This window comes from Neobacillus sp. FSL H8-0543, from assembly GCF_038592905.1.
Classification (GTDB): domain Bacteria; phylum Bacillota; class Bacilli; order Bacillales; family Cytobacillaceae; genus Neobacillus.
Window position 1 is genome coordinate 5161844 of record NZ_CP151943.1, and the last position, 13521, is coordinate 5175364.

Genomic DNA, 13521 nt, shown 5'->3' on the forward strand with positions numbered 1-13521 from the left:
CCTCCTCGGTCGTTCCTCCCTGTGGGGTCTCACCGTGCTCAAATCTGAGCAGGAGTCTCGCAGATTTCGCAAAAATCTATTCAAAATAACCTTCTCATTAACACAGCCAATAAAGTTTATTATTATCCAAAAGGAGTGATTTGTTGTGTTCAATTTTACTGAAAGTGAAGAGCAGAGACGGATGCTTGATGATGCAACTGAAATTATGAAGAAGTATGTGTTTCCAAATGAAAAGTACATGGTCCCACATCGCGGGTTACCGGGTGAGATATTGAAGCCGTTGCAGCAAATAGTTAAGGAAAAGGGTTTATGGGCAGGCCACTTACCCAAAGAATTTGGCGGTATCGGGATGGGCTTTGTGTCCTTAGGATTGCTTTCCGAAGTAATTGGCCAGAGTCCAATCGGTCCATATGTTTTTGGTTCGATGGCTCCTGACGCCGGAAATGGTGAAATTTTGGTCCATGCGGCGAGTGAAGAACAAAAGGAAAAATACTTAAGGCCTCTAGCAAATTATGAAATTCGCTCTTGTTTCGCAATGACTGAGCCTGAAGTTTCTGGCTCTGACCCAAGAACATTACTCGGGACAGCCGTTCAGGATGGTGATGAATGGGTAATTAATGCTCATAAGTGGTATACGACAGGTGCTGAAGGTGCGGCTTTTGCTATTGCGATGGTTGTAACCGACCCTGATGCAGAACCTCACCAACGAACAAGTTTGTTTATAGTCGAAACAGATAATCCTGGATTTGAAATCGTCCGCGAGGTACCTGTCATGGGTGACCATTACCCAGGCGGGCACTGTGAAGTTCGTTTTAATGATTGTCGTATACCAGCAAAAAATTTGCTTGGTAAACGAGGCGAAGGGTTTAAACTGGCACAATTGCGATTAGGGCCAGGTAGAATCACTCATGCCATGCGTTGGCTCGGTGTTGCTCGCCGCTCATTGAATGAGATGATTGTCTATTCGCTAACAAAAAAGGATGGCGAGAAAACTCTTGCTGACTCACAAACCATTCAAAATTATATCGCCGATTCAGAAGCTGAAATTCAAGCCTCCAGATTGCTGACCCTGCAGGCCGCTTGGAAAATGGATCAGGGAGATCAAGCTCGAAAGGAAGTTTCCCTTATCAAATTTTACGGTGCTCAGATGTTAAACAACGTCCTTGATCGTGCCATTCAAACCTTAGGTATGTATGGCGTATCTCAGAATACACCACTTGAGGGTCTGCTTCGGGAAGCAAGGGCAGCACGAATTTACGATGGTGCTGATGAAGTGCATCGTATGGTTGTTGCACGTCAAGTCTTGAAGGAGTTCAAATTAAAGGAGAGATTGAATGAGCCAACAGCAGTTCCAAAATAAAATAAATGATATTAACTGGCTAACGGTTGAGGAATATATTCGCGAGCAAATACCTGGGCTGACAGATGATGCACTACAGGTAAAGCCATTTTCTGCAGGTTACTCAAATTTAACTTACTTTATTTCAATTGGCAATTGGCAAGCGGTTTTAAGGAGACCTCCGTTTGGTCCTATACCACCAAAGGCGCATGACATGAAAAGAGAATATGAAATATTAGAAAAACTTAATCGTGTATTCCCGCTCGCACCTAAGCCCTATTTTTTCTGCGAGGATCCAAGTGTAATGGACCGGCATTTCTATGTGATGGAGAAAAAGGAGGGTGTCGTCCTGGATGATTCCCTGCCGATGGAGTTTGAAGATCGGGCAGATACGGGGATTCTAGTTTCAACTGCCGTGGTCGATACATTAGTCAAATTGCATGCCGTGGATTATAAAGCAGCAGAGTTAACTAGTATCGGCTATCCGGAAGGGTATTTAAGCAGACAGGTAAATGGATGGATTAAGCGATTCCATAATGCCAAAACAAACGATATCCCCGGAGTTGAATCACTAGAGAAATGGCTGATTGACAATATCCCACCTTCACAGGCACCAACGATTGTTCATAATGATTTCAAGCTGAATAACATGATGTTTTCAGCTACAAATCCAGGAGAGATAATCGGTGTCTTTGATTGGGAATTAAGTACGATTGGTGATCCCTTAACTGATGTGGCAGCAGCCTTGGCATATTGGACGGAACCAGGGGAAGTAGAATCAGGATTAACCACGGTAACGACAAAACCAGGATTTATTTCTAGAAAAGAAATGCTGAAAATGTATTCGAAGAAAAGTGGCAGGGATGTAACACATATTGATTACTACCTTACTTTTGCTTTTTACAAAATTGCCGTCATTCTCCAGCAAATCTATTATCGCTGGAAAATTGGAGAAGCAACAGATGAACGTTTTAGCAGGTTGGATGTTGGAATCAAGAACCTGCTTGAACAAGCGGGTAAGGCACAGAGAAAAGAGATTTTAAAATAGATCTCAATTGGAGGGAAAATAATGTCTGAATTATTATTAGACAAAGAACTGCAACTATTAAAAAAGACCGTACAGTCGTTTATTAAAGAAAGTGTCGCACCAGCAGAATTATCGCCTGGAGAATATGTGAAAAAATTGCCTGAAGAAGTAGTTTCTCGACTGCAAACGGAAGCAAAGAGTTCGGGACTGCAAGCATTAGGAGCAAAAAAGGAATGGGGCGGTGCCGGCTTATCTGTACTGGCAAGGGCAGTTTTGCTTGAAGAAGCTGCCCAGCATCGTCTAGGGCTTTACCATCCAGCGGGCGATGCCTTTGGAGGTGAATTTCCTCGTTTCTTAGAAAAATGTTCCAATGAGCAAGTTGAATGGTTGATTAAACCCGCTATTACTGAAGGAAAAGGTTGTTTTATTGCTCTGTGGGAGGAACATGAGGATAACTACCTAGAGAATCTGACCGCCACTGCAGTCAAGGACGGAAATGAATGGGTACTTAACGGGAAAAAGACATACATCCAAAACCTGGAACAGTCTGCTTTTGGCGCAGTCCTTGTGAATTGTCTGTTAGATAATGGGGAAAGTCAGCCGACTCTTTTCCTATTAGAGCTGGATGACCAATTAGAAGAACAGGAAACGGTTTTGATTGATGTTCAAACAACACATAGCATTTCATTAAAAAATTATCGATTGAATGATAGTCAACGTATTGGTGAAGTGGGTGAGGGCGCTGACTTAATTAAGCTGTGGCTGGCAGAAGCACAAATTCTGCTTGCTGCAAAATCTATTGGGGTAGCTTCTAAAGCCCTTGAGTACGGAAAGCAGTTTGCCAAAATTAGAATTACAAGGGGGCAGCCGCTAGCAGAATTCCCGTCCATTCGAACCATGCTTGCGAAAGCGGTTATTAATCTTCAGGCCGCGAGATTAATGGTTCAAGATGCTGCAAAAAAAGTAGATTCTCAAATATCTGATTCCGAACTTGCTGCGCAAATGGCAAAGCTTCATGCCACGGAAACAGCTGCAAAAATTATCGATGATGTGCTGCAAATCCATGGTGGAACAGGCTATGCTGGCGACCTGCCAATTGAACGCTGGTTCAAGGAAATACGAATTGCCAGGCTTAACCTGCAAAAAGCTGAAACAATTATTGAAAACGTAGCAGGGTCAATATTATAGCAAGTAAAAGGTTTAGTATAAGTTTTCGCTTAAAAATGGACTCATAGAAAGGGGGCGGTAAAATGCTTGAATTGATGAAATCAAGACAATTGTTAGTAGACCAAATGCTTACACGTTCAACTAGACGGTTTCCTACTAAAATAGCTTTAGTAAATAAGAATCAACGTGTAACATACAACGACCTTCAAGAGCGTGTCAACAATTTAGCAGGCTGGTTCCAAATTAAAGGAATTGCTAAAGGAGACAAGGTAGCTTTATTACTATTCACCCGAATAGAGTATGCAGAATGTTTATTAGCACTAGCAAGAATCGGTGCAGTTGCAGTGACCATAAACTTTCGTTTACAACCAAATGAAATCGAATATATTTTAAATAATTCCGATGCCAAAATGCTTATTGTAGATCACGATCTGACTTCAACAATTGAACCGATTCGTGAAAACCTTCCTTTAATTAGGGATACTATTGTTATTGAAAACAGCTCATCTGATCCTTCTAACTATTCCTACAAGAATATATTTTCAAACACATATTATCCAAATTTTGTTGAGTTAGAGGATGATGATGACTTCCTAATTGTTTATACATCAGGTACGACTGGAAAACCAAAGGGTGCTGTCCTTACACATAAGAATGTTTACTTAAATGCAATGAACTATTCCCTGGAATTTGGACTTACAAAAGATGAAGTCCAGTTAATAACCACCCCAATGTTTCATATTGGCGGAATTTCAGCCCTAAGCATGGTGATGTTAATGGGTGGCACGTCTGTTTTACATGAAAAATTTGATCCAGAGAATGTTTTGCAAACCTATCAATCTGAGAACATTACCTACTCCTTCATGGTCCCTTCGATGTGGAATATGCTGTTAGAGCATCCAAAGTTTTCGGAATATAATCTTACAAGCCTTAGAGTTCTTTGTACGGCAGCTGCATCGACACCATTAGAACTGAAGAAACGTCTCATGAAGCATTTTCCGAATGCAGGCGTGTTTGATACTTATGGACAGACGGAAACCTCTCCAGGTACGACTACACTAAAGCCAACAGACTCTCTAAATAAGTCTGGATCAGTTGGTTTGTCCTTTACGAATGTAGAGATTCGTGTCGTGGATGAACAGATGAAAGATGTTCCAAATGGACAGGTCGGCGAAATTATCTTTAGAGGTCCAACCATTATGAAGGAATACTATAAAAACCCAGAAGCAACTAAGGAGGCCTTTGCAGGCGGATGGCTCCATAGTGGTGATTTGGTTGTAGTCGATGACGATGGGTACATCTCGGTTGTTGACCGTAAGAAGGATATGCTTATTAGTGGCGGTGAGAATGTTTATCCAAAAGAAATTGAAGAAATTTTGTATACACACGCGGATATCCTTGAGGCAGCTGTTGTTGGAGTTCCTGATGAAAAATGGGGAGAAACAGTAAAGGCTTTCGTTGTGATACGGGGTGGGAAAATTTTATCCGAACAAGAAGTGATTGATTATTGTTCTGGAAAAATAGCAAACTACAAAAAGCCGCGATATGTTGAATTTGTACAGGAATTGCCACGAAATGCTGCTGGGAAAATTCTAAAGACTGTTCTTAGGAAGAATGATTCCAGGAGTCTCACTAATGAAGTTCAAAGATAAAGTTGCGATTGTCACTGGCGGGGCAAGTGGAATCGGCGAATACACGGTTAGAGAAATGGTGAATGAGGGTGCAAGGGTAATCATCGCGGACCAAAATGATGCATTAGGAACGGCTCTTGCGCTGGATTTGAATCAAGTAAAACAAACAGTGATTTATACACATGTGGATGTAACAAATGAACTTGCGGTTGAACAAATGGTAAATTTAGCTGTTTCAGAATTTGGTAGACTTGATATTTTGTTTAACAATGCTGGGGTTGGAACAGCCTGTCCGACAACCGATTTATCTCTGGAAGACTGGCGTAAAGTGTTGTCAAATAATTTAGATAGTGTTTTTTTAGCTTCAAAGCATGCAATAAGAATGATGAAAAAATATGGCGGTGGAAGCATCGTAAATAATTCTTCCATTTTAGGCCATGTTGGTCAGAAGAATGCAGCGGCTTATTCAGCTTCAAAAGGAGCCGTTATTAATCTTACAAAGGCATTAGCTTTAGAGTACGCAATGGAAAATATCAGAGTAAATGCAGTCTGTCCAGGTTATGTCGATACACCATTTATTGCTCATTTTGATGAAGAAAAGAGAAATTTATTAATTTCCCTACATCCTTTAGGCCGTCTTGGAAAGCCGGAGGAAATTGCAAGGGCTGTTGTTTTCCTGTCATCTGATGATGCTAGTTTTATAACTGGAACGAGTCTGCTAGTTGACGGCGGATATACTGCTCAATAGAGGGTTTAAACAAGTTATGGAGAATATTAACTTATTATTCGTATTGTTCAATAAAAAGAGTTTATCAACTTTTTTATAAAATTTTATACTAATTAGGAGGAATTTAATATGCGTGAAGTTGTAATTGTTGAAGCCGTTCGTACACCAGTAGGAAAAAGAAAAGGGGTATTAAGTACAGTACGTCCAGATGACTTGGCTGCAAAAGTACTTAAGGAATTGGTCAATCGTGCAGGAATTAATTCCGGACTGGTTCAAGATGTGATTATGGGTTGTGTTTCTCAGGTTGAAGAACAAGGCTTAAATATTGCTCGTAATGCTGTATTGATGGCAGACTTCCCAATTCATGTCCCGGGTACAACTTTAGATCGTCAATGTGGCTCTGGTCAACAAGCGATTCATTTCGCAGCACAAGCCATTATGAGTGGTGATATGGATATCGTCATTGCCGGCGGTGTTGAAAGCATGTCCCGTGTGCCTTTAGGGGCAACACGTCAAAATTCAGATTGGAGCGAGGAACAGACTTCTCGCTATGAAATGATTCATCAGGGTTTATCCGCCGAGCGAATTGCAGATCTTTGGGGCTTTACTCGCAGTCAATTAGATGAATTTTCATTTGAAAGTCATAATCGTGCCCTAAAAGCACAAGAAGAAGGTTATTTTGAAAGAGAAATTATGCCTTTAGAAGTAACACTTGAGGATGGAACAACCGTAACTGTAACACAGGATGAGGGTCCCCGCCGCGGTACATCTGTTGAAAAGTTAGGCACACTGAAACCTGCTTTTACTGAAGATGGAAAAATCCATGCAGGAAATGCAAGCCAAATGAGTGATGGTGCTGCAGCCGTATTGTTGATGTCTAGAGAAAAGGCAGAGGAATTAGGACTGAAACCACGTTTCCGGATTGTTGCTCGCTCTGTTGTAGGCTCTGACCCAACATTAATGCTAACTGGTCCAATTGAAGCAACGAAGCAAGTACTCGCGAAAGCTGGACTTACCATAGAAGATATGGACACCTATGAAGTGAATGAAGCCTTCGCCCCTGTTCCAATGGCCTGGTTGGAAGAAATTAAGGCGGATCCGAAAAAGCTCAATCCAAATGGCGGAGCAATTGCCCTAGGTCATCCACTAGGAGCAACTGGTGCTCGTCTAATGATTTCGATGATGCATGAACTTGAAAGAACTGGCGGTCGTTTTGGTCTCCAATCGATTTGTGAAGGTGGCGGTATGGCCAACGGAACAATTATTGAAAGAATAAATTAATTTTTGAGTAAACCCGCAGAGTCCTTAATCATATGGTGTTAGGACTCTGCACTCTTTCAAGTATTTAACTAATAGGGGTGTGAAGTAGATGGAAAGACCGTTTATTACGGAAAGTCATGAACTTTTTCGAAAATCACTAAGGAAATATTTAGAAAAAGAAGTTATCCCTAACTTCGAGCAATGGGAAGCCGACCATCAAGTTCCAAACTCATATTGGAAGCAGTTGGGAGAACTTGGGTTTTTATGCCCATGGTTGGATGAAGAATATGGTGGGATGAATGCCGACTTTGGTTACTCTGTCGTACTCGGAGAAGAACTTGAAAAAGTAGGAACAGGGATTAGCGGGCCAGCGATTCATAATGATATAGTCATGCCATACATCGATTCTTTTGGATCAGTAGAACAAAAGAGAAAATGGCTACCGAGAAGTATTACAGGTGATATGATTTCTTCCGTTGCGATGACTGAACCAGGAACTGGATCAGATTTAGCTGCTATCAAAACAACGGCTGTAAGAGATGGTGACCATTACATAATTAATGGTGAAAAGACGTTTATTTCGAATGGCTATACAACTAATTTTGTCGTGCTGGTTTGTAAAACCGATCCTTTAGCTCAACCTGCCCATAACGGTATAAGCTTGATTGTTGTAGATGCTATTGATCAAGAAGTTCTAGGATTTCGAAAAGGTAAAAAGTTAAATAAAGTCGGACAGCATTCTGCTGACACAGCTGAATTAATTTTTGAGGATTGTCGAGTACCTGTTGAAAATTTACTGGGTGAAGAGGGACGGGGCTTTTACTATTTAATGGAAAAACTGCAACAGGAACGCTTAACCGTTGCTATTGGGGCAATGACCGCGGCGGAGAGAATGTTAGAGATTACATTAGATTACGTAAAACAACGCGAGGCCTTTGGAAAACCAATTAGCAAATTTCAAAATACACAGTTTAAAATAGCCGAAATGGCGACTCAAATCCAAATTGGTCGGACATTTGTAGACCAATTGATTGTAAAACATATGGCTGAAGAGAATATCGTCACTGAAGTGTCGATGGCGAAATGGTGGACAACGGATATGGCGAAAAAAGTAGCGACAGAATGCATGCAGCTTCATGGTGGCTATGGTTATATGGAAGAATACGAGATTGCCAGAAGGTTCCGAGATATTCCTATTTCAAGCATTTATGCGGGTACAAATGAAATTATGAAGGTCATCATCGCAAAAAATTTGGGACTATAAATAGCAACTAATCAAAAGGAAAAGCACCGATAAACATTATTTAGTGCCATTTCCATAAAATTTAGGAAGAATGATGGGAGAGATCATTATGACAAAGCTGGTTCATGTAGAAACAACGGAAGGAATTGCCATTGTTACGATTGATAATCCACCAATGAATGTTTTAAGTACACAAGTTGTCGCCGAGTTAGGCGATGTGTTTTCTGAGATTGCTAATGATCCAAATGTAATCGTTGCGATTTTAACGGGTGCAGGCAACCGAGCATTTATGGCGGGAGCTGATATTAAGGAATTCCCTTCCTGGTTAGATATGCAAGCAGAAGACTTGAAAAATATGAATATGGAGTCGCATAAAGTATTCAATTTCATTGATAACTTAGCAAAGCCAACGATTGCCGTGTTAAATGGAATCACTTTTGGCGGCGGCTGTGAGCTCGCTTTAACGTGTGATATTCGGATAGCAGAGGAGCAAATTAAGATTGGCTTACCAGAGGTGAAATTAGGTCTTTTCCCTGGTGGCGGCGGAACGCAGCGTTTACCAAGATTAATTGGCCCGTCTAAAGCAAAGGAATTAATGTTTTTGGGTGATCCGATTACTGCCGATGAAGCTCTAACACTAGGTTTAGTCAATCAAGTCGCAGCGAACGGTGAAGGAATGCAGGCTGCAATTAAAATGGCAGAAAAAATGGCTGGTTATTCTCTGCAAGCATTAAGCAGAATTAAAAAGGCTGTTAATCAAGGATTTGATACTTCATTTGATGCCGCAATTGAAATTGAGTCAGGACTTTTTGCTGAGGTATTTGGCACAGAGGATGTAAAAGAAGGGGTTCAAGCCTTTATTGAAAAGCGTGCGCCTTCCTTCAAGCATCGTTAAAAAATTTATCTATAAACGGAGGAATGTAACGTTGACAGAAATTAAACAAATAACAGTAGTTGGATCTGGTGTAATGGGTTCGCAAATTGCAATGGTTTCGGCCTTAGCGGGATTCGATGTATATTTACAGGATATTAATGAAGAAAGTCTTAAAGTAGCAGAAGATTCCTTGCATGGCCATATTAATAAAAGAATCTCTAAAGGCAAAATATCACTCCTAGAAGCAGAGAAAGCATTTGCTAGACTGAAATTTGTCACTTCATTGGAAAAGGCAGTTGCAGAAACTGATTTCGTGATTGAAGCAATCGTTGAAAAACTCGATGTAAAGCGTCAGTTATTTGCAGAAATAGATAGGTTAGCACCCTCACATGCAATCATTGCTACTAATAGTTCGACGATTGTCAGTTCTAAGCTGGCTGATGCAACAAATCGTCCGGAAAAAATATGTAATCTCCATTTCTTTAATCCAGTATTGGTTATGGAATTGGTAGAAGTGGTAAAGGGCCCTCAAACCTCTGATGAAACAGCAGACACGGCTGTAGAACTTGTCAAACAAATAAACAAGACTCCAATTCTCTTGAAAAAGGAAATCTCCGGTTTTGTTGCCAATAGAATACTAGGCGCGTTAATCGATGAAGCCATTTATCTATTAGAAAATGATATCGCAACAGTAGAGGAGATTGATCTTGCCTGTACAAAAGCGCTTAATCATCCGATTGGACCATTTGCACTCTTGGATTTAACAGGGATTGATGTCAATTATTATATCCGCCAGGTACTATATGAAGAAACTGGCGATGAAAACCAAAAACCGCAAAAAGTGATAACTGAAAAATACTTAAACGGAGAATATGGTCGCAAAACAGGCAAGGGTTTTTACAGCTATAACTCTTAAATTATTTACTAGCTAATCCAGGTAAACGTTTATTTACAATGGGTTTATAAGGAAGGAGAAGTATTACTTGTTAAGTGAAATAGGTGTAACACAAGTAACAATCCCATTGCCCTTCCGCTTAAATCATGTGAATTGTTTTTTAGCAGAAGGTGCAAGTGGGTGGACAATTATTGATGCAGGATTAAATACAGAAGTATCAAGAAATAGTTGGCAGCCACTTATTGCAAAACATGATATAAAGGATATTATTCTAACCCATTACCATCCCGACCATTTCGGCTATGCGGGAAAACTGCAGCAGTTAACAAATGCAGAAGTTTGGATGACGGAAGTGGATGCTCACAATGGCCTAACTTACTGGGAACCCGACTCGTTGGAGGAAGTAGATAGAAATTATCATATGTGCGGCCTCCCAGGTCATTTATCCGCCAAGTTAACAACGGACGAAGAGAGTTTTAATGCCCAGGTAAAACCTTATCCACAAGTGAATCATTACCTAGAAGAAGGTATGAAAATCTTATTTGGGAAATTTGAATACGAGGTAATATTTACTCCAGGGCATTCTGATGGATTAATCACTCTGTATAACAAAGAAAATAACATTCTTTTTTCAACGGACCATATTTTACCGAGAATCTCACCGAATATTTCGTATTGGTTTCGAGGTATCCGAAATCCATTACAAGCCTTCTTTATGAGTCTGGAAAAAATTAAACAGCTAGGTGTTGATTATGTTATCCCATCACATGGCACACCATTTAGAAATGCAAATCATAGAATTGAAGAGTTATTGCTGCACCATCAGGAACGTTTAGAGGAAGTGTATGGTTATCTTATAAAACCCTCCACTATTTATGAAGTAAATAGTAAGCTGTTTAAAAAATTGACCATTCACGAGACCAGGTTTGCTATTGGTGAAACTCTTGCCCATCTGGAATTCCTCTATTTGAATAATCAATGTAAAAAGGAATTAATAAATGGTACCTGGTTTTATGAGGCAATATAGGAGGTGGTTGTATGTCAGACAATTTCCTTTGTCACATTGAAAACAATATCTTGATGATTACTCTTAACCGCCCAGATCGATTAAATGCGCTTACAGAACAGGCGATAAACGAATTTATTGGTATTCTTGATCGAGCGGATCAAGATGATGAAGTGAAGGCAATTATTGTTACAGGAACTGGTAGGGGATTTTGTGCAGGTGCAGACCTTGAAAAGGGCGGGGATACCTTTGCCGACAATGAAACACCTGAAGAGGATTATCGGGATAGTGGCGGGCGAATAAGTCTACGAATCTATGAGATGAAAAAGCCAATGATTGCTGCGATCAATGGTCCTGCAGTTGGTGTAGGAATTACAATGACACTGCCAATGGATATCCGCATTGCCTCAACGAATGCAAAAATGGGTTTTGTTTTTACCCGACGAGGGATTGCTCCTGAAGCCTGCAGCGGCTGGTTTTTGCCGCGTGTCGTTGGGATAAGTAAAGCGGCTGAATGGACGTTAACCGGCCGGATTTTATCTGCTCAAGAAGCATTGAATGGCGGTTTGGTGAGTCAAGTGGTTTCTCCGGAGGATCTATTGCCTGCCGCACTATCGATTGCTGCAGAGATTGTCGAAAATACCTCTAGTATCTCAGTAGCCCTTACAAGACAATTGATGTGGCGGATGCTTGGTGCTGATCATCCAATCGAGTCTCATAAGGTTGAATCAAAGATGATTCAGTGGCTGGGTGGTCAGAATGATGCAAAAGAAGGAGTATCTTCCTTTTTAGAAAAAAGACCAGCGAACTTCACCATGAAGACAAGTTCTGATATGCCGCCTTTCTACCCCTGGTGGAAGTAGTAATGCTTGCAAAAATAGATAAAACAAACAATGGGGTGCCTTTCGATAGGACACCCTGCTTTAGGTTCAAGAGTCTAACATATTCCATGATTTTAATAAATATCTTGTAATAATATCCCTATGAATTTTGCGAGTTTTAGATAAATAGGAGGTGGTTTGCTTGGTTACAGTTGAATATCTTTCTGAAATAAAGAAATTGGTGAATGAAGAACAAATACGGAAAGAAGAAAATACGGATCATCCTTTAGGTAATTCCGGACAAATTACTATTTTTCCAAAAACAGAAGAGGAAATATCCGCACTATTAAACTATGCAAATACGAATGGGCTATCGATTTCAATCATGGGAGGAGGGTCAAAAAGAGGGTTTGGCGGTCAAGTAAAAGAAGCAGACATCCAATTATCACTCATTCAATATTCAGGAATTGTTGAGCATATTCCTGGTGATATGACGTTGACCGTTAAGTCAGGTACTTACTTCAAAGAAATTCAAAGCTATTTAGCCCAATATAATCAAAAAATCCCACTAGACCCTTTTTTTTTAGATAATGCGACGATTGGTGGAGTGATTGCTACAAATGATAGTGGCCCCAAAAGATTAGGATATGGATCCGCAAGGGATGCGGTCATTGGACTCCGAATGGTCTATCCAGATGGAAAAGTAATACGTTCAGGCGGAAGAGTGGTCAAAAATGTGGCCGGCTATGATATGAACAAGCTTTATATCGGTTCGATGGGTACACTTGGAGTGATCTCAGAAGTAACATTTAAGCTGCGTCCCATTTCAAAATATGGGTCTATTACTTTAATAAATTTCCCTGAGGGGAATCTAGAAGTGATACGATCATTTGCCGTTAAAGTGCTTGATTCGATGATTGAGCCGGTTAGCTTCGAATTATTAAACCCAACCTTAGCTAAAAAGCTGACAAATAAAAAACACTATACGTTACTGTTGTCTTTTGAAGACGTAAAAAGTTCTGTACAGTATCAAGAAGATTATATTAAGAGTATTGCCCCTCATCAAACCAACCTATCATACCTCACACAAAAAGAAGAAATGGAGTCATTTTGGAAACAATTTTATCAGATACATCCAGACGGGAATAAAGGATTAGATAATAATCAAACAGAAGCAACATTAAAAATTGGTGTTGTGAACCTAGATATAATTAAGATTTTACAAGAGTCAGATCTTATTCAAGATTTGTGTAATGTTTCAATCCATGCCCATGGTTGCTTAGGAAATGGCTTATGTCAAATGACAATAGGTGGCGCAAGTAATGATGTTGTTCGTGCCATTCAGCTCGTTAGAGAAAGAGCCGAAAAGCTTGGTGGTTACGCGGTTATCAAACATCTGCCATACGCTTTACGACAGGAAGTTAATGTATGGGGAGCAAAGACAGCCTCACATTTTCTATTTGCAGGAATTAAGCAAAAGATTGACCCTAACAGAATTTTGAACCGAAATCGTTTTGTAGAGGGGATATAA

General features: G+C 40.3%; 12 protein-coding genes. All 12 read left to right on the top strand.

Going from position 1 to position 13521, the window contains the following annotated elements; all coding sequences use genetic code 11:
* Nucleotides 1–145: 145 nt before the first annotated feature.
* Nucleotides 146–1360 (top strand): acyl-CoA dehydrogenase family protein, encoded by a 1215-nt coding sequence (locus tag NSS81_RS25515; protein ID WP_342431406.1) that lies wholly within the window; start codon nucleotides 146–148, stop codon nucleotides 1358–1360.
* The gene (locus tag NSS81_RS25520; protein ID WP_342431407.1) at nucleotides 1335–2387 is read left to right on the top strand and encodes a phosphotransferase family protein; all 1053 of its coding nucleotides are present in this window, start codon (nucleotides 1335–1337) and stop codon (nucleotides 2385–2387) included. Before NSS81_RS25515 ends, NSS81_RS25520 begins: the two co-directional genes overlap by 26 nt.
* A gap of 21 nt (nucleotides 2388–2408) precedes the next feature.
* A complete protein-coding gene (locus NSS81_RS25525; protein WP_342431408.1) occupies nucleotides 2409–3554 on the top strand; it encodes an acyl-CoA dehydrogenase family protein in 1146 nt (381 codons plus the stop codon).
* 62 nt (nucleotides 3555–3616) lie between these two features.
* Nucleotides 3617–5185: a long-chain-fatty-acid--CoA ligase gene (locus tag NSS81_RS25530; RefSeq protein ID WP_342431409.1), complete on the top strand. Its 1569-nt coding sequence runs from the start codon at nucleotides 3617–3619 to the stop codon at nucleotides 5183–5185.
* Entirely contained in the window at nucleotides 5169–5912 is a 744-nt protein-coding gene (locus NSS81_RS25535) for a glucose 1-dehydrogenase (RefSeq protein ID WP_342431410.1), read from the top strand. The genes NSS81_RS25530 and NSS81_RS25535 overlap by 17 nt, the downstream gene beginning before the upstream one ends.
* 108 nt (nucleotides 5913–6020) lie before the next feature.
* Complete coding sequence (locus NSS81_RS25540) at nucleotides 6021–7172, top strand: thiolase family protein (RefSeq protein ID WP_342431411.1); 1152 nt, start codon at nucleotides 6021–6023, stop codon at nucleotides 7170–7172.
* An 88-nt stretch (nucleotides 7173–7260) separates the two neighbouring features.
* Complete coding sequence (locus tag NSS81_RS25545) at nucleotides 7261–8415, top strand: acyl-CoA dehydrogenase family protein (RefSeq protein WP_342431412.1); 1155 nt, start codon at nucleotides 7261–7263, stop codon at nucleotides 8413–8415.
* An 88-nt stretch (nucleotides 8416–8503) separates the two neighbouring features.
* Nucleotides 8504–9289, top strand: a complete 786-nt coding sequence (locus NSS81_RS25550) for an enoyl-CoA hydratase (protein ID WP_342431413.1) — start codon at nucleotides 8504–8506, stop codon at nucleotides 9287–9289.
* 31 nt (nucleotides 9290–9320) lie between these two features.
* The gene (locus tag NSS81_RS25555) at nucleotides 9321–10184 is read left to right on the top strand and encodes a 3-hydroxyacyl-CoA dehydrogenase family protein (RefSeq protein WP_342431414.1); all 864 of its coding nucleotides are present in this window, start codon (nucleotides 9321–9323) and stop codon (nucleotides 10182–10184) included.
* Between the two features lie 67 nt (nucleotides 10185–10251).
* Nucleotides 10252–11190 carry an MBL fold metallo-hydrolase gene (locus tag NSS81_RS25560; protein WP_342431415.1) on the top strand — a complete coding sequence of 313 codons (939 nt, stop codon included), beginning with the start codon at nucleotides 10252–10254 and terminating at the stop codon, nucleotides 11188–11190.
* A gap of 11 nt (nucleotides 11191–11201) precedes the next feature.
* Complete coding sequence (locus NSS81_RS25565; RefSeq protein WP_342431416.1) at nucleotides 11202–12032, top strand: crotonase/enoyl-CoA hydratase family protein; 831 nt, start codon at nucleotides 11202–11204, stop codon at nucleotides 12030–12032.
* Between the two features lie 160 nt (nucleotides 12033–12192).
* Entirely contained in the window at nucleotides 12193–13521 is a 1329-nt protein-coding gene (locus NSS81_RS25570; protein WP_342431417.1) for an FAD-binding oxidoreductase, read from the top strand.

What these genes read in the sequence shown, in the direction of transcription:
- NSS81_RS25550 (WP_342431413.1), top strand. Translation starts at nt 8,504, where the DNA reads ATGACAAAGCTGGTTCATGTAGAAACAACGGAAGGAATTGCCATTGTT.
- NSS81_RS25565 (WP_342431416.1), top strand. Translation starts at nt 11,202, where the DNA reads ATGTCAGACAATTTCCTTTGTCACATTGAAAACAATATCTTGATGATT.
- NSS81_RS25540 (WP_342431411.1), top strand. Translation starts at nt 6,021, where the DNA reads ATGCGTGAAGTTGTAATTGTTGAAGCCGTTCGTACACCAGTAGGAAAA.
- NSS81_RS25545 (WP_342431412.1), top strand. Translation starts at nt 7,261, where the DNA reads ATGGAAAGACCGTTTATTACGGAAAGTCATGAACTTTTTCGAAAATCA.
- NSS81_RS25525 (WP_342431408.1), top strand. Translation starts at nt 2,409, where the DNA reads ATGTCTGAATTATTATTAGACAAAGAACTGCAACTATTAAAAAAGACC.
- NSS81_RS25535 (WP_342431410.1), top strand. Translation starts at nt 5,169, where the DNA reads ATGAAGTTCAAAGATAAAGTTGCGATTGTCACTGGCGGGGCAAGTGGA.
- NSS81_RS25530 (WP_342431409.1), top strand. Translation starts at nt 3,617, where the DNA reads ATGCTTGAATTGATGAAATCAAGACAATTGTTAGTAGACCAAATGCTT.
- NSS81_RS25520 (WP_342431407.1), top strand. Translation starts at nt 1,335, where the DNA reads ATGAGCCAACAGCAGTTCCAAAATAAAATAAATGATATTAACTGGCTA.